Genomic DNA, 19,595 nt, shown 5'->3' with positions numbered 1-19,595 from the left:
CGGCCGGGCCGGCGGAGCCGGTGCGCGGCTCCGCCGGTGCCCAGGGGTGCCGCGCGCTCACCGGGCCCGTGCCGGGGCCTGCGGGCGGGTGCCGATCTGGAGCAGGGGCAGGGGCGCCCCGGCCGGTTCCAGTTCCACCGCGGTCACCTCGGGAGCGAAACAGGCCAGGGCGTCCTCGACGCTCTGCGGGACCGCGTCGCCGGTGGAACCGCAGCCGCAGCCGCCGCCCGGCGCGGACCGCAGTCGCAGGACGCCGGTGGCCTCGTCGAAGCCGGCGAGCTCCACGGGGTCCCGTACGGTGTCCAGGGCGCGGGCGATCCGGGTGTGCACGTCCTCGGGGTGCAGGTCGTGCAGGGCCAGCAGGCTCGCGACGAGCTCGTCGTCCAGCAGACCGCCGAGCCGCTCCACGCCGAGCCGCTCCACGATCCGGGCGAGCCCGGCCCCGTAGAAGTCCATGAGCACGCGCACCAGTTCCTCGGCCGCGGCGCATGCCTCGCGGTCGCCGGTGGCGGCCAGCCGGTCGAGGACCTCGTCCACCCGCCGGCCCGCCTCCCGGGCGTCGGTCGCAGCCGCGCTCATCCGCCCAGTCCGCTCAGGCCGGTGGGCACGTGCATCTGCTTCACGGTCTTGCCGCTGCCGACGTACATGTGGACGCCGCAGGGCAGACAGGGGTCGAAGCTGCGCACGGCGCGCATGATGTCGATCCCCTTGAAGTTCTCCGGGGAGTTCTCCTCGAAGATCGGGGTGTTCTGGACGGCGTCCTCGTACGGTCCGGGGGTGCCGAACGTGTCGCGGGTGCTGGCGTTCCACGGGGTCGGCGGGTACGGGTGGTAGTTGGCGATCTTGCCGTCCCGGATCACCATGTGGTGCGAGAGCACGCCGCGGACGGCCTCGGTGAACCCGACTCCGATGGACTCGTCCGGGACCTCGAACTTCTCCCAGGTCTGGGTGCGTCCGGCGCGGACCTCGGCCAGGCCCTTCTCGGCGCAGTGCAGCGCGATGGCGGCCGCGTACGCCTGGAAGTACGTGCGGGCGCGGTTGCGCTCCAGCGCGTTGCTCCACTTCGGGATCTTCCACTCGAAGCGGGTCTCGGGCTTGGTCATCGTGCGCGGCAGGTTGATGATCACGCTGCTGCCGGTGGCCTTGACGTAGCCGACGTCGACGAGCCCGGACAGGGCGGTGGACCACAGGCGCGCGATCGGGCCGCCGCCGGTGTCGAGGGCGAGGTGGTCCTTGCCGTCGAACCAGCGCGGGGACATCACCCAGCTGTACTTGTCGTCGAAGTTGCGCTTCTGCGGGGCGGGGATGGTGTGCTGGTTCCACGGGTGGCGGGCGTCGACGGGGTTGCCGAGCGGGTCGTGGGTGACGAACTTCTCCTGGCCCGCCCAGTCGTCGTAGTACGAGCTGCCCAGCAGGATGCGGATGCCGAGGTTGATCTCGGTGAGGTCGTTGGTGACGAGTTTGCCGTCCACGATCACACCGGGGGTGACGAACATCTTCCGTCCCCAGTCGGTCATGTTGGCGTACGTGAAGTCGCAGTACTCGGGGTCGTTGAGGGCACCCCAGCAGCCGAGCAGGACGCGCCGGCGGCCGACCTCCTCGTACCCGGGCAGGGCCTCGTAGAAGAAGTCGAAGAGGTCGTCGTGGAGCGGGACGACCCGCTTCATGAACTCCACGTACCGCATGAGGCGGCTCATGTAGTCCGTGAAGAGCTGGACGGAGGCGATGGTGCCGACGCCGCCCGGGTAGAGGGTGGAGGGGTGCACGTGGCGGCCCTCCATCAGACAGAACATCTCGCGCGTGTAGCGGCTGACCTGGAGGGCCTCGCGGTAGAACTCGCCCTCGATGGGGTTGAGCGAGCGCATGATGTCGGCGATGGTGCGGTAGCCGTGGTCGCCCGCGTGCGGGGCCTCGGTGCGTTCGGCGAGCTCGAGGACGCCCGGGTTGGTCTCGCGGACCATCTTCTCGCAGTAGTCGACCCCGACCAGGTTCTCCTGGAAGATGTTGTGGTCGAACATGTACTCCGCCGACTCGCCCAGGTTGATGATCCACTCGGCGAGGTGGGGCGGCTTCACTCCGTACGCCATGTTCTGCGTGTAGACGGAGCAGGTGGCGTGGTTGTCGCCGCAGATTCCGCAGATGCGGCTGGTGATGAAGTGCGCGTCGCGGGGGTCCTTGCCGCGCATGAAGACGCTGTAGCCGCGGAAGACCGACGAGGTGCTGTAGCACTCCGCGACCTTCTTCTGCTTGAAGTCGATCTTCGTGTGGATGCCGAGACTGCCCACGATCCGGGTGATCGGATCCCAGGCCATCTCCACCAGGCCGCTGCCGTCACCGGCCGCCTTCGTCTTCGGTGTCATCTTGTCTGCCGTGACCCTTCTTGGAGGCGGGAGCTGGAGGTTCTTGGAGGCGGAGCCGTGGGAGGGAAGCGGGACGGACGCGCGGCCGCGGGCGGGCTCACCAGGGCTTGCGGTAGCCGGTGGTCAGCTGCCGCCCCGGGTGGCGCCACTTCGGCTCCTGGTCCACGGTGTGCTCCGTGATCGCCCTGAGCTTGCGGACCAGCGCGCCGTAGACCCCGCTGGCGCTGGTGGACAGCTTCGCGCCGGGAGGCTCGTCCATGAACGGCATGAACTTGTCGGGGAAGCCCGGCATGGTGCAGGCGATGCAGATGCCGCCGACGTTGGGGCAGCCGCCGATGCCGTTCATCCAGCCGCGCTTGGGGACGTTGCACTTGACGACGGGGCCCCAGCAGCCGAGTTTGACGAGGCACTTGGGCGAGTCGTACGTGTGGGCGAACTCGCCCTGCTCGTAGTAGCCGGCCCGGTCGCAGCCCTCGTGCACGGTGTTGCCGAACAGCCAGGTCGGGCGCAGCTTGTCGTCCAGCGGGATCATCGGGGCGGAGCCGGCCGCCTGGTAGAGCAGGTAGGTGAGGGTCTCCGAGAAGTTGTCCGGCTGGATCGGGCAGCCCGGGACGCACACGATCGGGATGCCGGCCTTCGAGGTCCAGTCCCAGCCGAGGTAGTCGGGCACGCCCATGGCACCGGTGGGGTTGCCCTCCATCGCGTGGATGCCGCCGTACGTGGCGCAGGTGCCGATCGCCACCACGGCGAGGGCATTGGGTGCGAGGCGGTCGATCCACTCGCTGGTGGTGATGGGCTGGCCGGTCTCCGGGTCGTCGCCGAAGCCGCACCAGTAGCCCTCGGGCTTGATCTTCTCGTTGGGGATCGAGCCTTCGACGACGAGCACGAAGGGGTCGATCTCCCCGCGCTCCCCCTTGAAGAACCATTCGATGAACGTGTCGGCGCCGCCGACCGGTCCGCATTCGAAGTCGATCAGCGGCCAGTGAACGGCGATCTTGGGCAGGCCCGGCAGGACGCCCGTGACGATCTCTTCGATGCTGGGCTGCATCGCTGCCGTCAGGGACACCGAGTCGCCGTCGCAGCTCAGTCCGGCGTTGATCCAGAGGATGTGGATCGTGGGGTCCTCTACGGCCGTGCTCGGCGTTGCTGCATCCATGAGGATCGCTCCTTGGGGAGGGATGCGGGGGGGTGGTGGGGTGGGGACGGGGACGGCGGACGGGCGGGTGCTCCGCGCCGGCCTCACCCTTCTTGCTAGCAGCCGGCCGGGCCCGGTGCCCTGTCTTGTTCGGCCGGTCCAGTGACTGCGGGCCGCCGGGAGGGCAGGGGTGCGGTGCGCCGTCCGGGCACGGTCCGCTCCAGGTGGGCCGGGGTGCAGTCCGGGGGTTCCTTGCGTACGAAGGCGCGGCGCAGGGCGTGGTACGGGGCCTGCGGGTCGAAGAACGTCTCCCGCATCCGCGCCAGCTCCGCCTCCCGGTAGGCGGCGAGCGGCCTCACGCTCTCGTCCGCGTCGCGGCGGGCCTTCTTGCCGGCGATCCGCGACCGGATGGCGGGCGAGTCCGCCACCCGCACGGCGAGCCGGGCGGTCTCGTCGGCGAAGGCCTGCGGGCCGCAGTCGATCGTGCGGTCGACCAGCCCGAGCCGCCGGGCGGCTTCGGCGCTGAGGGGCAGGGCATCGGCGGTGAGGCGGTCGGCGACGCCGGTCCCGGTCCGGCGGGGCAGCGTGTAGGTCCAGTACTCGGATCCGTGCAGGCCCATCAGCCGGTAGTGCGGGTTCAGCACCACGCCGGTACGGCACCAGACCTCGTCGGCGGCGAGCGCGAGCATGGCACCGCCGGCGGCCGCGTTGCCGCCGAGGGCGGCCACGACGAACCGGTCGGTGGTCGTGAGCACGGCCTCCACCAGGTCGTCCATGGCGTTGATGTTGGCCCAGGACTCCTCGGCGGGGTCGGCGGCCGCCTCGATGACGCCCAGGTGGATGCCGTTCGAGAAGAAGTCGCGGCCGCCGCCGAGGACGAGGACGGAGACGGGGCGGGTACAGGCCTCCCGGTAGGCGGCGAGCAGGCGCCGGCACTGCGAGGTGCTCATCGCGCCGCCGGGGAAGGAGAACGTGAGGAAGCCGGCCCCGCCCTGCTCCCGGTAGCCGATGTCGGACCAGGTACGCGGGCCGTCTTCGGCGTACGGGGGCGCGGGGAGCTCGGGGAGCGGCGGGAGCCGGCCGCCGAGGGCGAGGGTGGCGGGGAGTTTGACGGAGGCCGGCTCTCCCGGCGCGCGCCGGGCCCGGAGCTCGGGGATCCAGACGGCTCCGTCGGCGGTCGCCCGGCAGATCGCGCCCGACCGGGTGGCGAGCAGCTCTCCGGGGCGGCCCCGCAGCTGGTCCTCTGGGTGCCCGCCGTGCAGGAACCACTGGCCGCCGAGCATTTCGTCGAGTACGCCGGGCTGGGAATCGGCGGCGCGCAGTGCGCGCACGACGCTCGCCGTGGAGTCGTTGTGCCAGTCGATCCGGCGCAGTTCCTGGCGCAGGTAGGGCCGGGCGCGGCCCGATTCCTGGCGTTGCGGGACGTGGGTGCCCGAGGCGAAGCGGTCGACGGCCGTGAGCACGGCGGACAGGGCGGCGTCGGAGATCTCGCCTCGGTAGGCGTCGCTCTTGCCGATGGGCGGCAGCGGGCAGTCCGCGGTGGCCCAGACGTCGCCCGCGTCCATCTCCTCGCCGGCCTGCAGGACGGTGACGCCCCAGCGGGTCGCGCCCTCGGTGATGGCCCAGTCGAGCGAGGAGGGTCCGCGGTCGCCGACGGGTCCCGGGTGGACGATCAGGCAGGTGCGGGCCGACCAGGCCTCCCGGGGGATGGCCGTCTTCAGCATCGGCGCGAGTACGAGGTCCGGCCGGTGGCGCTCGACGGCTTCGGCGAGGGGGACGCCGGGCAGGGCGAGCTCGACGGCCACACTGTGCCCGCGGTCCCTCAGCTCGGCGTGCACACGCTGAGTGAGACTGTTGAACGCGCTGGCGGCGAGCAGGATGTGCACGTGATCTCCCAAGCGTCCGGCCCCCGGCGATCTGCGGCCGGAACAGGTACGGCCGCTGGAGATCGTCGACCACGGGCGTCCGCAGGCCGGCTCGACGTACGGGGGTGTCACTCGGAAGGGGGCGCGCGGGCCGCCACCTGGTGGATACGGGACGCACCCGGGGCGGGTGCCCGGCGCCCGGCGGCGGGAGGGCCCGGCGGCGGTACAACGCCGCCGGGCCCCGTGGTTCAGCGGACGTCGAAGCTGATGGACGAGGCCTTGTCGTTCATGCCGTCGCCGACGTACGCGTTGTAGCCGTAGTACGTCTGGTGGGCGCCGCGGAAGTCCTTGTGCTCCCAGAGGGTGATCGGGCAGCTGATGCCCTGGGCCGAGCTCACGGTGTCGTTCCAGCCCATCGAGGCGAGGTCGTTGAACTCCGGGTAGCGCCAGTTGCAGCCGACGCTGCCGCGGAAGGTCATCTCGCTGCCGCCGGAGTTGGAGTCGCTCCATATCCTCCCGAGGTCCTTGTAGTCGGCCTGCGCGCCGAGCTCCGCGGCCTGGGCGCGGGTCGCGAAACAGCCGCCCTCGCCCGTGTCGGCGATGTAGGTGCAGAACTTGGCGGCCTTGGGGGCCGGCGCCTGCTCGGCGGCGACCGCCGGGCCGACACCGGCGGCCGTGACGGCGAGGGCGGCCGCGCCGAGTGCGAGGGCCGATCGGAAGATGCGCATGAATGCTCCTCAAATCAGAATCCGGGGCGCTCAGTTCGCCCATTGCGTCTGAAGCGCGACATAACTCAACAAGCCGCCGCGGGGGTCCGTCGAGGGGGCGCAGGTGCCGGTGGCAATTTCGCGGGGGTCGGCGGCGGCGCGGCGGGCGTCTGCGACTGGCTCGATCACAACGGCGGACCCGCCGGGCCGGCGGCGCGGCCTGCCGATCACCGGCGGCGGCTCCGGACGCCCGCCATCGGGATGGCCGAATCGACATTCATCAGGACGAATCGACAACCACACAGCCGATTGTCCACTTCTCAACGAACGGGGCGGACACCCAAGGGAGCCTGGCCGGACGCCAGTTGGCTGGAATTCGGCCCCCACTCGATCACGGAGCCGTAAGGTTTACTCATGAGTAACTTAACTGGTGGAGATGAACCGACGGGTGTCCGGACGGCCGACGACAACGGCGGCGGGCAGTCCCGCCGGACCGTCCTGCGGGCGGCTGTCGCGGGCGCCGGAGCGGTGGCGGCGGTGGGCACGGGAGCAGCGACGGCCGAGGCGGCGCCCCGCCCCGCCAAGCCGGTCACCTTCGTCCTGGTCCACGGGTCGGGCAGCAACGCGTACGCCTGGTCCCCCGTACTGACCGAGCTGGGGCTGCGCGGCCGGCGCGCGGTCGCGGTCGATCTGCCCGGGCACGGCCCCGACGCCTACTTCCCGCTCTCGTACCAGGCTCCGCAGGACCTGGAGCGGCTGCGTACGGAGCCCTCCCCCATCTCCGGGAGGACGCTGGCCGACTCCGCCGAGCACGTGGCCGCGGTGGTGCGGCGGGCGCACAGCAACGGCCCGGTCGTCCTGGCCGGCCAGAGCCTGGGCGGCGTGACCCTCAACGCCGTGGCCAACCTGGTGCCCGAGCTGATCTCACACCTCGTGTACATCTCGGCCTTCTGCCCCACGAAGCGGGCCTCGGTGGCGGAGCTGATGACCACCCCGGAGGCGGCCACGAGCTCCATGTTCAAGATGACCCCCGTCCCCACGCCGCCGGAGCTGGGGGTCACCCGGGTCAACTGGCGGACCGGCGACCCCGCGTTCCTCCGGGTCGCCAAGGAGGCGCTGGCCGCCGACTACTCCGACACCGAGGTCCGGACCCTGCTCAACATCCTCGAACCCGACGAGTCGGCCGCGATCGGGGTCTGCGACTCCCGGGGCCTGCCGCAGCAGTGGGGCCGGGTCCCGCGCACGTTCCTGCGGTTCACCGAGGACCGGACGATCCCGCCGGCGCTCCAGGACCTGATGATCCGGGAGGCCGACGAGACGACCCCGCGCAACCGCTTCCGCGTACGGTCCCTGGCCGCCCCGCACATCGGCCCGCGCAACCCGGCGCTGCTGGCGGACGAACTGGAGCAGGTGGCCCGGCTCTGCCACTGAGCCGGCGGGCCGGATCAGCCCACCGGCGCGAGCCTCAGGTGCTGCGGCGGACGTGTCAGGTGCGCGGAGAGGTCCGGGAGGGGCGGGGCCTCCCCGGCCGTGAACCAGAGAAGGACGTCCTCGCCGGTGCGCACGGGCAGGGCGGGAAAGGTGTTCCGGGCGTGCTCCGTGCGGTGGACCGCTGCCGGAGGGGAGCCGGCGGCGGCCAGCCGGGGGCGCAGGCTCCGCTCGAAGTGGCCGGCGAAGGACCGGTCGGCGGGGTGGCAGACCGTCACGGTCACCGGGCCGGCGCCGGCCGGGGCGGCGAATCCCGGACCGCGCAGCAGGAGGACGTCGTCCGAGTCGGCCATGGTCGCGTTGGCCCGCTCGCGGTGCTCCTGCCAGACGGGGCCCTCGTAGAAGGCGCGCAGCGAGCGGTCCCGCCGCTCCATGTCCGGGAAGGCGCGCAGCCAGACGAAACGGTCCGGGTCGTCCAGGTCCCGGAAGCGTCCGCCGACGGTGATGCCCGCCGCTTCCTGCCCGGTGACGAACTCCCGCTCGAAGAGTGCGATGAGGGTGTCGCGGGCGCCGGGGTGCACGGTGTACTGCCTCAGTTCGACGATCATTGCCGCAGACTAGGACCGGTCCACTGACACCTCCTGTCAGTGGACCGGTCCGCGGCCGCCCGCTTCGTCAGCAGCCCGGGGCCCCCGTACCGCCGCGCTGGGGCAGGCTCAGGTTGGGGGCGGAACTCGGCCAGGTGAGGGTGACCGTCTTCGTCGTCCCGTCCGGGTTGAGCTGGACGATGGGGGCGGGCTTGCCGACCGGGTTGCCGTCGGCGCCGAAGGAGAGCCAGCCGCTCGCCCCCGGGAGCATCTGCGCGCAGTAGAACTGGTGGAGGATTCCGGTCTCCAGCCCCGGGTTCTTCAGGCCCGCCTCGTCGTGCCGGGCCGCACTGATCGCGGCGACGGCGGCATCATGCGTGAGCATCGCCTGGCCGCTGGCGAGGTCCGCCGGGTCGAAGGCCAGGGGCGCCGCGCCGGACTGGGTGGTGGCCAGGGGCTGCTTCGTGCACGGGTCGGGCCGCCCGGTGAACGCCGACCAGAACTGGTCGTAGTTGCGTTTGGCGTCCGACCCGGGGCATTCGGTCCCCCACTCGTCCGGACTGGCCAGGGCCGTGTACGCCACCGTCACCCGGCCGGAGGCGACGCCCTTGAGGACCGCGTCGTCGCGGATGGCCTCCGAGGCGTCGTCCCCCACCAGGATGCGCAGCTGCGCGATGCCGCAGGGCGCGCCCTGTACCCAGTTCTGCACGAACGCCCCGAGGTCGCGGCCGCGTCCGGCGAAGTACACGACGGACGGTGCGGCCTGGCACAGGTTGGCGTGCATCAGGTTGAACTGCTGGATCAGGTAGTCCTGGCGGCCGGCGCCGCTGGGGAGGCTTCGGGGCGAGGTGTACGGGAGCACCGTCACCGTGCGGTCCGGCGCCTGGAAGCGGGTCTTGGCCTCCGCCGCCAGCGTGGCCGTGTAGTCGTCGTCGGCGACGCTGTCGGCCACCACGGCGAGCGAGGTCACGGCCGGGCGCAGCCCGGACACGTACTGGTTGGCGGCGATCACGGAGTCGGAGTTGGTGGGCGAGACCCGGAACATGTCGGGGATCGTGCGCTTGCCGGCCGGGTCCGCGGGGTCCAGGTTCATCGAGTTGCCGGTGACCGTCGATCCGATGACGGGGATGTGCAGCTGGGCGGAGATGGCCGCGGAGGCCTGCCGCGTCTGCTCGGTGCTCTGGCCGAGGCCGACGACCGCCGAGATGTGCTCGGCCGCCGCGTTCTTCTTCACGCTGGCGACCGCCTCCTGCCAGGACCCGTACTGGCTTCCCATGTTGGCCAGGTACAGCTTCACGCCGGGTGTACTGCCGTACGCGGCCGTGTTGTTGGCACGCCAGACGGCGGCTATGGCGCCCTCGATGTTGTGGTAGAGCGATTCGTAGGTCAGCGTGTCCACGTCTTCGACGGGCGAGAGGTTCAGCATCAGCACCACGCTGGTGGAGTTCCCCTTCACCGCCGCGTTGGCGGTGCGGATCGTGTCCTCCAGCTTGCGCATGCGCTCGGGTTCGCCCTTGGTGAAGGGCGTGGTGTCGAGGTTCACGCCGACGCACGCCAACGGCGTGCCGGCAGCGGTCATTCCGGGACCGCACGACAGCGCGGGCGGGAACAGCACGCCGTAGCCCCATGTACCGCCGAGCACGGCACCGGCCAGGAGCAGGAGGGCGGCGGTCAGCGAGAGCACGGGATGGCGGCGCAGTCGGCCGAGCCGTGGGTTGCGTACACCTGCGGGCATGAGGACTCCTTGCGGTGCGCCCGGCCACGCCGACGGCGTGGCGCGGAGGGGTCAGGCGAACAGCGCGCCCGCCTGCTGGAGGGCGCTGACATCGAGCAGACGGGAGTTGTGCGAGAGCCGTTCGAAGCCCTCTTCGATCTGGGCGTCCCAGCGCCGGCTGCGCTCGGTGAGCGGATCGTTGTACAGCCACAGCAGGGCCAGGAGCTTGGCCGTGGCGACCGCCACGACGTCCCGGCCGCTCTGCTCGATCCCGGCGAGGAGGAGTGCGTACGACTCCTGGGCGGACTGCTCGTGGACCAGGCGGCACGGCGCCGTGGCCAGGTAGTCGAGGAGGCGCACCCACGCACGGTGGTCCCGGTCGAACCGGTCGGCCAGTGCCTCGGCCACGGGGGCGAACTTGCCCAGGGCCAGGTCGTAGAAGAGCTGCTGTTCCTCGCGTGCGAGGCCCGATCCGTTGTGGGTGGCCGCGACGGAGGCCAGGGCCCGGGCCTGCCGGGTGAAGACGTCGTGCCACGGGTCGGCGGGCCGCTCCCCTTCCGCTGCGGCGGCGGGAGCGCCGGCCGGGGTGGCGGCGGAGAGGGCGGTGAGCGCGCAGCGGCTCAGCCAGGGGTGCAGTACCGGTGGTCTGTCCGCCTCGCCCCAGCCGACCTCCCGGATCCGGGAGGGGCGGTGGAAGAAGGTGCTGACCCACAGGTTGCGGCGTAACAGCTCGAGGGTGCGGGGCAGGTCGGCTATGTCCGCCGGTACTCGGGGGTCGTCGGCGGTGCGCATGTCGGCCAGGTAGGCGGCCGCCAGGACGACGGGCGCCGGGTTGGTCCAGCCCGGCGCGGGCGCGGCGAGCCCTTCGGGAAGGCTGGTCTCCAGGGCCCGCGACCACAGCGGTCTTCCGCTCCCGTCGACCGCGGCGGGCAGGGGTCTCTCCGGTACGCCGGTCTCCGCCTCCGGCGGTGTGCTCTCGCGCTGCTCCTGCAGGGCGGTGGCGGCGCCCCAGTGGCCGCCGGTGAGGGCGTGGACGACGGACGCCGGGACGGGTGCGGCGAGCGCCGCGGCGTCGTCGGTGAGGTACGAGACCCGCTCCTCGGACATCGGATCGAGCCACACGGGATACCAGTAGTGCGCCGCCGAGGCGGGGTCCGGTCCGGCGCCGGGCTCGTCGTGCCGGGTCCAGCGCGTACGGGTGGCCCGGCTGAGGAGGGGGACGCGGCGCTGCGGGGTGTCCGGCAGCGGGGTGGTGCGCCAGGGCTCGCACCAGCGGGTGGTCCATTCCGGCTGCCACTGGTCGCAGGCGGCGAGGACGACGAGGGGGTCGGCGGCGGCCCCTGAGCCCGGCTCGTTCTGCTCGTTGCGGATGCGCGCCGCGACGAGTGCGGCGAGGAACCGGCGGCCGGCCGGGGTCTGGGCGCCGTCCACGAAGAGGACCCACGCGTGGTCGTGCCGGACGGCCCGGCCGGAGTACTCCTCCGGCAGCTCGCAGGAGCACGAGGAGCGCAGCGCAGGGTGCCGCTCCGCCTGGTCCTTGGCGTCGGCGAGGAACGCGGCCAGCAGCGGCCCGACCGCGGCCGACCGGGACGCGGAACTCAGTCTGATCAGCGCGTCCAGGGAGCCCGCGGCCTCGGCCTCCGGGATGCCGACGTGCCAGCGCAGCGCGTCGCGCAGGCCCCAGCGGGCGGTGCTCTGCAGCAGCGATCCGATCACCGGCCGGGCCCGTTCCCGTACGGCGGTGACGACTTCGCGCGCCTGCCCCTGGACGAGCGGGCTGAGCGCTCCGGTGGCCACGACGTCCATCGTGGCGTCCACGGCCTCCTCCAGCCGGGTGGCGAACCGGCCGCGGCGGGTGTTGCGCGTGTACTGCTGGATCAGGCCTTTGATCTGGTCCGTCGCCCGGGAGCGGTCCGCCTCCAGGTTCTCGTTGAGGGCCAGCAGCCCGAGGGCGAACCGGTGGAAGACGGGGCTGCGCCGCAGTGTGTCCCAGCCGCGCATCATCTGGAAGGCCACCAGGGCCGCGGCCGACACCGGGTCCAGCGGGTTCTCGTGGAAGTCGAGGTGGGCATGGACCACCGTGGATCCGCAGCCCTGGGACAGGGAGCGGAGCATGGTGGTCTTGCCCGACTGCCGGGGCCCGAGCAGCGCCACCACGGGCTGCCGCTGGTCCGGATACCGCCAGATCATGTGCCGAAGAAAAGCGTCGGTCCCCTCCGCATGGCCGAGCTCTGCCGTTGCGCTCACCATTCCCCCGCCCCCCAACCGAAAATGCGACGCACGCGCCGACGCAACGGAAGGTAACACCGGGAGGACGCGGAGCGACGGTGAATACCGCGGATCTCCTTCCCGGAATTCCGGGACCGCACACGGATCCTGCGGTGAGCCGGCGGTGATCCTGCGGTCGATCTTCAACGGATATTCTGCGTCCACGCAGGCGGAGCCAGAACGCCTGGAAGCAGAAGCAACACCCGATGTGCCGGGCCGCACCGCGCGCGGCAGGAGATGGAGTCCCGATGGACGTGCAGCACTTCGAGCGGATCACCGCATTCATCGAGGCGCGGCTCACCCCGCTGTTCGACGAGGCCACCGGCAGCGAGCGCGGTTTCGCGATGGACGACACCTCCCGTGCGCTGCGCGCACTGCGCAACGCGGTGCTGGAGGCCTCGGCGGTCAAGGGGCTGCTCGAGAAGCGGGCGGAGGCCGAGCCGGCGCTGCGCCGGGTGATCGACCAGTCGGTGGAGCACCACTGGGACGTGCTGCGCGGCATCGCCCGCCAGTGGGAGGACCACGCCGACTTCCTGCGCGAGTTCAAGCGCCACGCGTGGGAGCTCGACGAGGCCCTGGCCGCTCCGGCCGCCGCGACCGAGGGCTGAGCCCCGCCGGGTGCCGCCCCCTGCCGACCGCGTCCGCGGGCCGGGGCGGCACCCGGCGCGGGTCCGCGCGCGGAGTGACAATGGGTGTGGACCCGCTGCCGAGCCGGCAGGAGACGACGATGAACGGCTCGGTCCCTATCGGACGTGTTGTCGGGGTGCCGCTGCGCATGCACTGGAGCGTGCCGCTGCTGGTGGTGCTGTTCGCGTACGGGCTCGGCCGCCAGACCCTCCCCGTGTGGACTCCGGGGCGCTCGAACGCCGTCTACACCTTCGCCAGCGTCGTGGGCGCCCTGCTGCTCATGGGCAGCCTGCTGCTGCACGAGACGGCGCACGCCGCGACCGCCCGCAGGAGGAAGATCTCCGTCGAGGACGTCACCCTCTGGGCGCTGGGCGGGATGACCAGGATGGGCCGGCCGCAGACCGCCGCGGCGGCCTTCGTGGTCGCGGTGAGCGGGCCGCTCACCAGCCTGCTGCTGGGCGGCGCCGCACTGGGCGCGGGGATCGGGCTGCACGCCCTGCTCGGCTGGGCGGTCCCCGCAGCCGTCCTGGTGTGGCTCGGCTGGACCAACCTGTTCCTCGGCGTCTTCAACCTGCTGCCGGCCGCTCCGCTCGACGGCGGGCGGGTGCTGCAGGCGCTGCTGTGGTGGCGTACGGGCGACCGGGAGCGGGCGGAGCGGGCGGCCTCGCGCAGCGGTCAGGTCATGGGCGTGCTGCTGACGGCCGTGGGCTGGATCTCCTTCGTGCGCGGGGTGTCGAGCGGGCTGTGGCTGGTCTTCATCGGGCTCTTCATCGCCTTCGTCGCGGGCGCCGAGCGCCAGCACGCCGTGTTGCGCACGGGGCTACGGGGCGTGCGCGTGGCCGATGCCATGTCCAGCCCGGTGGCGACCGGTGCCGACTGGCTGAGCGTGCGGCAGTTCATCGACGAGGTGGCCGTGGAGTCCCGGCATTCCGCACTGCCGCTGCTCGACTTCGACGGCCGCCCGAGCGGGGTGGTGCACGTACGCGTGCTGGCCCGGATCACCGATGCGCAGCGGGACGCACTGCGCGTGCGCGACGTGGCGACGCCGCTGGCGCAGTGCGCGGTCGCCGCCCCGGACGATCTGCTGGGCGAGGCCCTGGACGAGCTGCGCCCGGGGACCGGGCTGCCGGTCCTGGTGGTGGACGGGGGCCGGCTGGTGGGGATCGTCACCGCGAAGGACATCAGCCGGCTCGTGCAATGGCAGACGCTGCGCGGCGGCCGGGGGCCCGGGTGAGGCGGCGGGCGTCGGGGGCGGCGGCGGCTGCGGCGCGGCTCCGAGGGCGCCTTCGGGTGCGCGGCGCGACAATGGGGGTGCGATGACGTACATAGCCGTGAGCGCGTTGAGCCATGCCGGGCTGGTACGGGACCACAACGAGGACAGCCTCGTCGTCGGGCCGTGGACGCTGTGCGCCGGTGTGACGCGCAATCCGCAGACGCTCGTCTTCCCGACCGGTTCGCCGCTCGTCGTCGCGGTCGCCGACGGGATCGGCGGGCAGCCGGCCGGCGAGGTGGCGAGCGCGCTGGTCGCCCGCCAACTCGCGATGCTCGGGCCCTCCTTGGACAGCGAGGGAGCCGTCCGCGAGGCGCTCGTCCTCTGCAACCAGGCGGTGTACGCGGCCGCCGACAGCGATCCGCAGCTGGCCACCATGGGCACCACGGTCGCGGGCGCCGTCGTACTGGAGGACTCGCTGATCTCCTTCAACGTCGGCGACAGCAGGGTCTTCGACGCCACGGCGGAGGAGCTCAGGCAGGTGAGCGTGGACGACAATCCGCCGCTGGAACCGGGGCAGCGCACCACGTCCCTGCTGACCCAGGCGCTCGGCGGGGCCCGCCGGCGCAGCGCGATCACGCCCCACGTCTCGACGGAGCCGCTGTCCGCCGGAGCCCGGTTCCTGGTGTGCTCGGACGGGCTGACGGACCCGGTGCCGCCCGAGGAGCTCGACGAGCTGCTGCGGGTGCACGACGACGGCAAGGCCGCGTTCGAGCTGTGGAAGGCCGCCATCGACGCCGGCGGCCCCGACAACATCACGCTCGCCCTGGTCAGGATCGGCGTATAGCGGTGCTACGGCCGGCGGCGGGGCTTGCCGCCCTTGCTGCTCTTGCCGCCCTTGGCTCCGCCCTTCGCTCCGCCGGAGCCACCGGAGGCGCCGCGCGGGTTCTTGCCGCCCGACTTCCCGGCCGTGGGCTTGCGCCCCGCGCCGGCCGCTTCGGGGCGCTTGCGCTGCTTCGGCTGCGGCGGGGTCTGGGCACGGCCGCGGGTGCTGTTGACGGTCCGGCCGCGCACGATCCCGATGAACTCCTCGACCAGGTCGGTGGGTTCGCCGTCCGGGAACGACAGCGCGACCCGGGACTCGGGGGCGTCCGTGACCGTCCGGTACGTGAGGTCCTTGCGGTGGTGAAGCCGCGCGAGGGACTGCGGGACGACGAGAACGCCGATCCCGGCCGCCACCAGCTCGATCGCGTCCGCCGTGGTGGCGGGGCGTTCGAGCGCGGGCCGCCCGGGCAGGCTCTCCCAGTCCAGGGTGTCGTCGAGCGGGTGCAGCACGATCTCGTCGGCGAGGTCCCCGGTGGACACCTCCTCCACGGCGGCCACGATGTGGTCCTTCGGGACCACGACGACCGTGGTCTCGGTGTAGAGCGGGATCGCGGCCAGGCCCGTCCGGTCGATCGGCAGCCGCACGAACCCGGCGTCGGCGCCGCTGCCCCGCAGCATGTCGGGGGCTTCGGCGGCGGACACCTGGAGGAGGGTCAGCGGGACGTCGGGCAGGCGCTCGTTCCAGATCCGCACCCACTTGCTGGGCGTCACTCCCGGGACGTACGCGAGCCGGAACGAAGGAGATGCTGAAGGAGATGCTTCCGAGCCTGTCACCCGGCCAGGTTACCGGCCGTGGTCAGAAGTAGCGCACACGCTCGATACTCTTGACCCCATGACGTCGCACAAGACCACCCAGACCATGAAGCCCGCCACCGCGGCGAAGAAGCTGGGTGTGTACCTCGAAGCCACCCCCACTGAGTTCCAGGAAGGTGTCGTGACCCGCAGCGAGCTGAACGCGCTGCAGGCCGAGCCGCCCCAGTGGCTGCAGGATCTGCGACGCAACGGCCCGCACCCCCGGCCCGTGGTCGCGGCCAAGCTCGGCGTCTCGATCGCCGGTCTCGCGCGCGGCGGGGTCACCGAGGCCCTCACCACGGAGCAGATCGACGCGCTGAAGCAGGAGAACCCGGAGTGGCTCCAGAAGGAGCGCACCACCCAGGCCGAGGTCCGCAAGGAAGCGGTCCGCATCAAGGAGAAGCACGCGGAGCGCGCCGAGCGGATCCAGCAGTCCGGCTCCTGACCGGCGTGCGCCGCGGGCGCCCCCGGCGCCCCGAAGTGCCCCATCCCGGGCCAATCGGGTAAAGATCACCGGAATGCGGACGGCGCGCCGCGGGCAGAGCTGCGGGGTGATCTCGCAAATCCTCGCCAAGTTCCGGCGCTCCGGCGCACTCGTCTTCTCGGCCGACTTCGGCTCGACGTCCCGGTGGGTCGCCGGGCGGTCCTGGGCCTATCCCGACGGCGGCCCGGTCAATCCGGGCGACAGCAAACTCGATCACCTGACCGACGATCCGGCCTACAGCCGCACCGGGACCTTCCGCGCCACCCGGCGGCCGGACGGCAACTGGGACACCGGCCTGCTGACCACCGAGGGCAGCGACGAGGGATTCCTGCTGCGCGCGGAGGACGTGCTGGAAGCCCGGGTCAGACTGCCGGAGGCGGTCGGCGCCTGGCCCGCGATCTGGACCTGGCGGGACGGCGGCCAGGAGGTCGACGTCTTCGAGTACCACCCCGACAACCCGGACCTGCTGGAACTCTCCAACCATGTGCGGGGCGGCGGATCGTTCTACTTCCACGACGCCGCCGTGCGGCCCGGCGCGTGGGTCGACCTCAAGGTCAAGTTCGGTGCGAACTCGGTCGTCTGGTGGGTCAACGGCACGCGCGCGTTCGCCGACCGCTCCGGGGTGGGCCGGCGCTGGCGGGCGTACATCATCGTGAACCTGTCCGTGAGCGCGGGCCGCTACCACCCGGCTCCCGACCCGGGCGTCTCCGAGATGTCGTACGAGGTCTCGGACCTCCGCGTGTACCGCTCCTAGCCGTGCCCCACGCCGCTGCCAGGCGTTCTTCCAGCCGTCGGAAGTTGCGCTCGCCGACGGCGCGCCAGATCACCCGGGGCGGCAGCGGAAGGTGCGCCATGATCAGGATCTGCTCCCCCGGGTCCGTGTCCTTGAGGATCATCCCGAGGACGGTGAGCAGCTTGCTCTTGGGCACGGCGGCGCTGGCCGCGTCGCCGATCTCGTCCCACTCCGCCTGCGACACCACGGCCGGGACGAGTGGCAGCGCCTCGCTCTCCTCCTGGTCGAAGTGCTCTTCGACGGCCTGGGACACCTGCTCGAGTACGGCGGCCAGCTCCTCTCCCCGGGCGCTCGCCCCGGCCGCCGCCCACAGCCCGAGCAGGGCGTCCGCCCGTCCGAGGCCGGCCGCCAGGCCGGCGTGCTGACCCTGCATCCGCTTCCACAGCTCGCCGTGCCCGGGCACGCGTTCGGCCAGCTTGGGCCACAGCAGCCGGTCCTCGCCCTCGTGGTGGTGGTGCAGGGTGTCCAGCAGCAGCGCCAGCCGGTCGGCGACCAGCCTGACCTGCGCGCGGCTCCCGTGGCGCACCCCGCGCACCCGGCCCGCCGCCTCCCGGAACTCGCGCCGGAACATCCGGTGGACCACCACCATGTCGTGCGTGGTGATCGGTTTTCCCTGGTTCTCCATCGACGTCGACATCGGCCATGACCCCCGCCCTGGTGGGTGTACCAGGTCCCAGCGTGGGGTCCGGCCGGCCGCCTCCACCAGGGGCGCACGACGGCGCTCCAGCGCCCCCGGGGAGCCTGGACTACGCCAGGGTGCGGACTCTCTGGTCGCGGAGGTCGTAGCGGGCGGCGACGACGGCCAGCCTGCCGGTGGCTATGCGGCGGGCGATGTCGGGTTCGTCGGCGAGCCGACCGCGGGTGCGCCGGGCGTGCGCGTCGATGGTGGCGTCGATCCGGGCGTCACCGTGCTGGCCGTGGTCGATGGCCGGCCGGATCTGGTCGGCCAGGTACTGGATGTGCGCGGGCAGCTGCTCGCCGGTCTCGTCGGCGTGTACGGCGGCGCCGACCGCCCCGCAGGACTGGTGGCCGAGGACCAGCACCAGCGGGATCTCCAGTTCCAGGACCCCGTACGCGATGCTGCCGAGCACGGCTTCGTCGAGCACCTCGCCCGCGGAGCGCACGGTCAGGAGGTCGCCGAGCCCCTGGTCGAAGACGAGCTCCGGGGGGACGCGGGAGTCGACGCAGCCGAGGACGATCGCGAAGGGGTGCTGGGCCCGGGTGAGTTGGAGCCGAACGGACGGCGACTCGTGCGGGTGCTCCTGGCAGTACGTGCGCCAGCGCCGGTTCCCGGCGGCCAGCCGGCGCAGGGCCTCCTCCGGGGAGACGGGCCGCCCGGCGGCCTCCGGCACCGCGGGGGCAGGAGCGGGAGCCGGAGCGGCGGAGGCGGGGAAGGCGGAACCGAGGGTGAGGACGGACCCCACGGCCGCCGAGCCCGCCACGGCGGCGCGGAGCAGGCCGCGACGGCTGGGCGAAGGGGCGTCGGCTGTCTGCGTGTTCGAATACATCGCGGGACCGTAACCCGGGGTCCGGGCCACCCGGCCGGGCGAGGGGAGGAATGGCGGGATGCCCGGCGGGATCCGGCCGAAACGAATCGCGCCGAGACACGCGTCTCGGACTGTGGACGAACGAGCCCCGCCGGAGGCACCGTACGCCCGGCGGCGACAATGGGCGCCATGCGTATTCGAGCAGTGCACATCGATGAACTGCCCCTCCTCCAGGCCATCGAGAGGGCGGCCGGGGAATGCTTCCGCGGCATCGGCATGCCGGAGATCGCCGACGACGAACCGCTGCCGCTCGACGAACTCGCCCGCTACCAGCGGGCCGGACTGGCCTGGGTCGCGGTCACGGAGGCCGATGCTCCGCTGGCCTACCTCATCGCCGACCGCGTCGACGGGAACCTCCACATCGAGCAGGTCTCCGTGCATCCGGACGGTGCGCGCCGTCGTATCGGCCGGTCGCTGCTGGAACACCTGGCGGCGCGGGCGGCAGCCGACTCCATACCGGCGCTGACCCTCACCACGTTCGAGGGCGTCCCGTGGAACGCCCCGTACTACGCCCGCTGCGGCTTCGAACGCCTCGCCGACGAGGAGCTCAGCCCCGGCCTGAAGGACATCCGCGACCGCGAAGCGGAACACGGCCTGGACCGCTGGCCGCGGATCTGCATGCGCCGGGTCCTGTGACGCCCGGGCTCCCGTCCCGCGCGCCCGGGCCGGAGCCGGCCCGGGTGCGCGGGACGGGAGCCCGGGACGGGGTGGCGGTCCGCGGGTGCGCGGACCTCGTCACCCCGTCGGCCCCTACGCCCACGGACGGCGTGGTCAGACGGGGCCGTCCTTGCCGTCGAGGCGGGTGCGGCCGAACTGTTCGTCCAGGACCGACAGCCGCCGCCAGTACTCGTCCTCGTCGATCTCGCCGGTGGCGAACCGGCGGCCCAGGATCGCGATCGGCGAGTTCTCGCCGTACGAGCCCCGGGTTGCGGCCCACGGTCCGCGCGGGCCGCGGCCGCCGCGCCACACCGTACGGCGCAGGACCGTGACGACGCCGAAGACGACGGCCGCCCAGATCAACGGGACGAACAGGATCCACGGGCCGGGCCCGTCGTACGCCAGGGTGTTCATCTCGGTTCAGCTCCTCGGAAGGGGTTGTCCTGTCACATCCGAGACTCGCCCCGGGAGGGCGCCCTGGTCGTCGTACGGCCGACGGCAGTTCACATACCACAGCAGGAGTAGCCCAGCGCGGG

The 19,595-nt window shown here is 72.4% G+C and carries 19 protein-coding genes; 7 read left to right on the top strand and 12 right to left on the bottom strand.

Annotated elements, in window-relative coordinates; all coding sequences use genetic code 11:
* Nucleotides 1–57: 57 nt before the first annotated feature.
* From ACZ5WG_RS38335 to ACZ5WG_RS38315, 5 genes are all read right to left on the bottom strand, one after another.
* On the bottom strand, nucleotides 58–579 hold the full coding sequence (locus ACZ5WG_RS38335; protein WP_468729281.1) for a hypothetical protein: 522 nt from the start codon (nucleotides 577–579) through the stop codon (nucleotides 58–60).
* A complete protein-coding gene (locus ACZ5WG_RS38330) occupies nucleotides 576–2,360 on the bottom strand; it encodes a nickel-dependent hydrogenase large subunit (RefSeq protein ID WP_468729280.1) in 1,785 nt (594 codons plus the stop codon). The genes ACZ5WG_RS38335 and ACZ5WG_RS38330 overlap by 4 nt, the downstream gene beginning before the upstream one ends.
* A gap of 97 nt (nucleotides 2,361–2,457) precedes the next feature.
* Nucleotides 2,458–3,516 carry an NADH-quinone oxidoreductase subunit B family protein gene (locus tag ACZ5WG_RS38325; RefSeq protein ID WP_468729279.1) on the bottom strand — a complete coding sequence of 353 codons (1,059 nt, stop codon included), beginning with the start codon at nucleotides 3,514–3,516 and terminating at the stop codon, nucleotides 2,458–2,460.
* Nucleotides 3,517–3,611: 95 nt separating this feature from the next.
* Nucleotides 3,612–5,381, bottom strand: coding sequence for an enoyl-CoA hydratase-related protein (locus tag ACZ5WG_RS38320; protein WP_468729278.1), 1,770 nt, complete (start codon nucleotides 5,379–5,381; stop codon nucleotides 3,612–3,614).
* A 227-nt stretch (nucleotides 5,382–5,608) separates the two neighbouring features.
* Nucleotides 5,609–6,088 (bottom strand): hypothetical protein, encoded by a 480-nt coding sequence (locus ACZ5WG_RS38315; RefSeq protein WP_468729277.1) that lies wholly within the window; start codon nucleotides 6,086–6,088, stop codon nucleotides 5,609–5,611.
* Nucleotides 6,089–6,481: 393 nt separating this feature from the next.
* On the opposite strand from ACZ5WG_RS38315, the gene ACZ5WG_RS38310 reads away from it, so the two are divergent.
* Entirely contained in the window at nucleotides 6,482–7,498 is a 1,017-nt protein-coding gene (locus ACZ5WG_RS38310; protein ID WP_468729276.1) for an alpha/beta fold hydrolase, read from the top strand.
* Nucleotides 7,499–7,512: 14 nt separating this feature from the next.
* Here the strand turns inward: ACZ5WG_RS38310 and ACZ5WG_RS38305 are convergent, their stop codons facing one another.
* From ACZ5WG_RS38305 to ACZ5WG_RS38295, 3 genes are all read right to left on the bottom strand, one after another.
* A complete protein-coding gene (locus ACZ5WG_RS38305; RefSeq protein WP_468729275.1) occupies nucleotides 7,513–8,103 on the bottom strand; it encodes an NIPSNAP family protein in 591 nt (196 codons plus the stop codon).
* A gap of 67 nt (nucleotides 8,104–8,170) precedes the next feature.
* Nucleotides 8,171–9,817 (bottom strand): ABC transporter substrate-binding protein, encoded by a 1,647-nt coding sequence (locus tag ACZ5WG_RS38300; RefSeq protein WP_468729274.1) that lies wholly within the window; start codon nucleotides 9,815–9,817, stop codon nucleotides 8,171–8,173.
* Nucleotides 9,818–9,868: 51 nt separating this feature from the next.
* Nucleotides 9,869–11,986: a hypothetical protein gene (locus ACZ5WG_RS38295; RefSeq protein ID WP_468729273.1), complete on the bottom strand. Its 2,118-nt coding sequence runs from the start codon at nucleotides 11,984–11,986 to the stop codon at nucleotides 9,869–9,871.
* A gap of 326 nt (nucleotides 11,987–12,312) precedes the next feature.
* Here ACZ5WG_RS38295 and ACZ5WG_RS38290 point away from each other — a divergent pair, with 326 nt between their 5' ends.
* The 3 genes from ACZ5WG_RS38290 to ACZ5WG_RS38280 all read left to right on the top strand — a co-directional run bounded on the left by ACZ5WG_RS38290 (nucleotide 12,313) and on the right by ACZ5WG_RS38280 (nucleotide 14,748).
* Nucleotides 12,313–12,672, top strand: a complete 360-nt coding sequence (locus tag ACZ5WG_RS38290) for a hypothetical protein (RefSeq protein WP_468729272.1) — start codon at nucleotides 12,313–12,315, stop codon at nucleotides 12,670–12,672.
* Nucleotides 12,673–12,791: 119 nt separating this feature from the next.
* Entirely contained in the window at nucleotides 12,792–13,925 is a 1,134-nt protein-coding gene (locus ACZ5WG_RS38285) for a site-2 protease family protein (protein ID WP_468729299.1), read from the top strand.
* 82 nt (nucleotides 13,926–14,007) lie between these two features.
* A complete protein-coding gene (locus ACZ5WG_RS38280; protein ID WP_468729271.1) occupies nucleotides 14,008–14,748 on the top strand; it encodes a PP2C family protein-serine/threonine phosphatase in 741 nt (246 codons plus the stop codon).
* Nucleotides 14,749–14,753: 5 nt separating this feature from the next.
* On the opposite strand, the gene ACZ5WG_RS38275 is transcribed toward ACZ5WG_RS38280, so the two are convergent.
* A complete protein-coding gene (locus ACZ5WG_RS38275; protein ID WP_468729270.1) occupies nucleotides 14,754–15,560 on the bottom strand; it encodes a LysR family substrate-binding domain-containing protein in 807 nt (268 codons plus the stop codon).
* 58 nt (nucleotides 15,561–15,618) lie between these two features.
* On the opposite strand from ACZ5WG_RS38275, the gene ACZ5WG_RS38270 reads away from it, so the two are divergent.
* Nucleotides 15,619–16,023 (top strand): DUF5997 family protein, encoded by a 405-nt coding sequence (locus ACZ5WG_RS38270; RefSeq protein WP_468729269.1) that lies wholly within the window; start codon nucleotides 15,619–15,621, stop codon nucleotides 16,021–16,023.
* Between the two features lie 73 nt (nucleotides 16,024–16,096).
* On the top strand, nucleotides 16,097–16,816 hold the full coding sequence (locus tag ACZ5WG_RS38265) for a beta-glucanase (RefSeq protein ID WP_468729268.1): 720 nt from the start codon (nucleotides 16,097–16,099) through the stop codon (nucleotides 16,814–16,816).
* Here the strand turns inward: ACZ5WG_RS38265 and ACZ5WG_RS38260 are convergent.
* Together ACZ5WG_RS38260 and ACZ5WG_RS38255 are read right to left on the bottom strand one after the other, a co-directional pair.
* Nucleotides 16,710–17,492 carry a hemerythrin domain-containing protein gene (locus ACZ5WG_RS38260; RefSeq protein ID WP_468729267.1) on the bottom strand — a complete coding sequence of 261 codons (783 nt, stop codon included), beginning with the start codon at nucleotides 17,490–17,492 and terminating at the stop codon, nucleotides 16,710–16,712. The genes ACZ5WG_RS38265 and ACZ5WG_RS38260 overlap by 107 nt on opposite strands.
* A gap of 109 nt (nucleotides 17,493–17,601) precedes the next feature.
* Entirely contained in the window at nucleotides 17,602–18,363 is a 762-nt protein-coding gene (locus tag ACZ5WG_RS38255) for a carbonic anhydrase (protein WP_468729266.1), read from the bottom strand.
* 168 nt (nucleotides 18,364–18,531) lie between these two features.
* Here ACZ5WG_RS38255 and ACZ5WG_RS38250 point away from each other — a divergent pair, with 168 nt between their 5' ends.
* Complete coding sequence (locus tag ACZ5WG_RS38250) at nucleotides 18,532–19,038, top strand: GNAT family N-acetyltransferase (protein ID WP_468729265.1); 507 nt, start codon at nucleotides 18,532–18,534, stop codon at nucleotides 19,036–19,038.
* A 135-nt stretch (nucleotides 19,039–19,173) separates the two neighbouring features.
* Here the strand turns inward: ACZ5WG_RS38250 and ACZ5WG_RS38245 are convergent, their stop codons facing one another.
* Entirely contained in the window at nucleotides 19,174–19,473 is a 300-nt protein-coding gene (locus ACZ5WG_RS38245) for an SHOCT domain-containing protein (RefSeq protein ID WP_053789189.1), read from the bottom strand.
* Nucleotides 19,474–19,595: the final 122 nt, after the last annotated feature.

The organism is Streptomyces sp. NPDC032745, assembly GCF_055579465.1.
This window is presented reverse-complemented; position numbering and strand designations above follow the sequence as displayed.

Bases quoted from the DNA above. Each gene is read 5' to 3' on its own strand.
- ACZ5WG_RS38250 (WP_468729265.1), top strand. From the start codon at position 18,532: ATGCGTATTCGAGCAGTGCACATCGATGAACTGCCCCTCCTCCAGGCC.
- ACZ5WG_RS38245 (WP_053789189.1), bottom strand. From the start codon at position 19,473: ATGAACACCCTGGCGTACGACGGGCCCGGCCCGTGGATCCTGTTCGTC.
- ACZ5WG_RS38305 (WP_468729275.1), bottom strand. From the start codon at position 8,103: ATGATCGTCGAACTGAGGCAGTACACCGTGCACCCCGGCGCCCGCGAC.
- ACZ5WG_RS38330 (WP_468729280.1), bottom strand. From the start codon at position 2,360: ATGACACCGAAGACGAAGGCGGCCGGTGACGGCAGCGGCCTGGTGGAG.
- ACZ5WG_RS38325 (WP_468729279.1), bottom strand. From the start codon at position 3,516: ATGGATGCAGCAACGCCGAGCACGGCCGTAGAGGACCCCACGATCCAC.
- ACZ5WG_RS38270 (WP_468729269.1), top strand. From the start codon at position 15,619: ATGACGTCGCACAAGACCACCCAGACCATGAAGCCCGCCACCGCGGCG.
- ACZ5WG_RS38265 (WP_468729268.1), top strand. From the start codon at position 16,097: ATGCGGACGGCGCGCCGCGGGCAGAGCTGCGGGGTGATCTCGCAAATC.
- ACZ5WG_RS38300 (WP_468729274.1), bottom strand. From the start codon at position 9,817: ATGCCCGCAGGTGTACGCAACCCACGGCTCGGCCGACTGCGCCGCCAT.
- ACZ5WG_RS38315 (WP_468729277.1), bottom strand. From the start codon at position 6,088: ATGCGCATCTTCCGATCGGCCCTCGCACTCGGCGCGGCCGCCCTCGCC.
- ACZ5WG_RS38255 (WP_468729266.1), bottom strand. From the start codon at position 18,363: ATGTATTCGAACACGCAGACAGCCGACGCCCCTTCGCCCAGCCGTCGC.
- ACZ5WG_RS38335 (WP_468729281.1), bottom strand. From the start codon at position 579: ATGAGCGCGGCTGCGACCGACGCCCGGGAGGCGGGCCGGCGGGTGGAC.
- ACZ5WG_RS38295 (WP_468729273.1), bottom strand. From the start codon at position 11,986: ATGATCTGGCGGTATCCGGACCAGCGGCAGCCCGTGGTGGCGCTGCTC.
- ACZ5WG_RS38310 (WP_468729276.1), top strand. From the start codon at position 6,482: ATGAGTAACTTAACTGGTGGAGATGAACCGACGGGTGTCCGGACGGCC.
- ACZ5WG_RS38260 (WP_468729267.1), bottom strand. From the start codon at position 17,492: ATGTCGACGTCGATGGAGAACCAGGGAAAACCGATCACCACGCACGAC.
- ACZ5WG_RS38285 (WP_468729299.1), top strand. From the start codon at position 12,792: ATGAACGGCTCGGTCCCTATCGGACGTGTTGTCGGGGTGCCGCTGCGC.
- ACZ5WG_RS38290 (WP_468729272.1), top strand. From the start codon at position 12,313: ATGGACGTGCAGCACTTCGAGCGGATCACCGCATTCATCGAGGCGCGG.
- ACZ5WG_RS38280 (WP_468729271.1), top strand. From the start codon at position 14,008: ATGACGTACATAGCCGTGAGCGCGTTGAGCCATGCCGGGCTGGTACGG.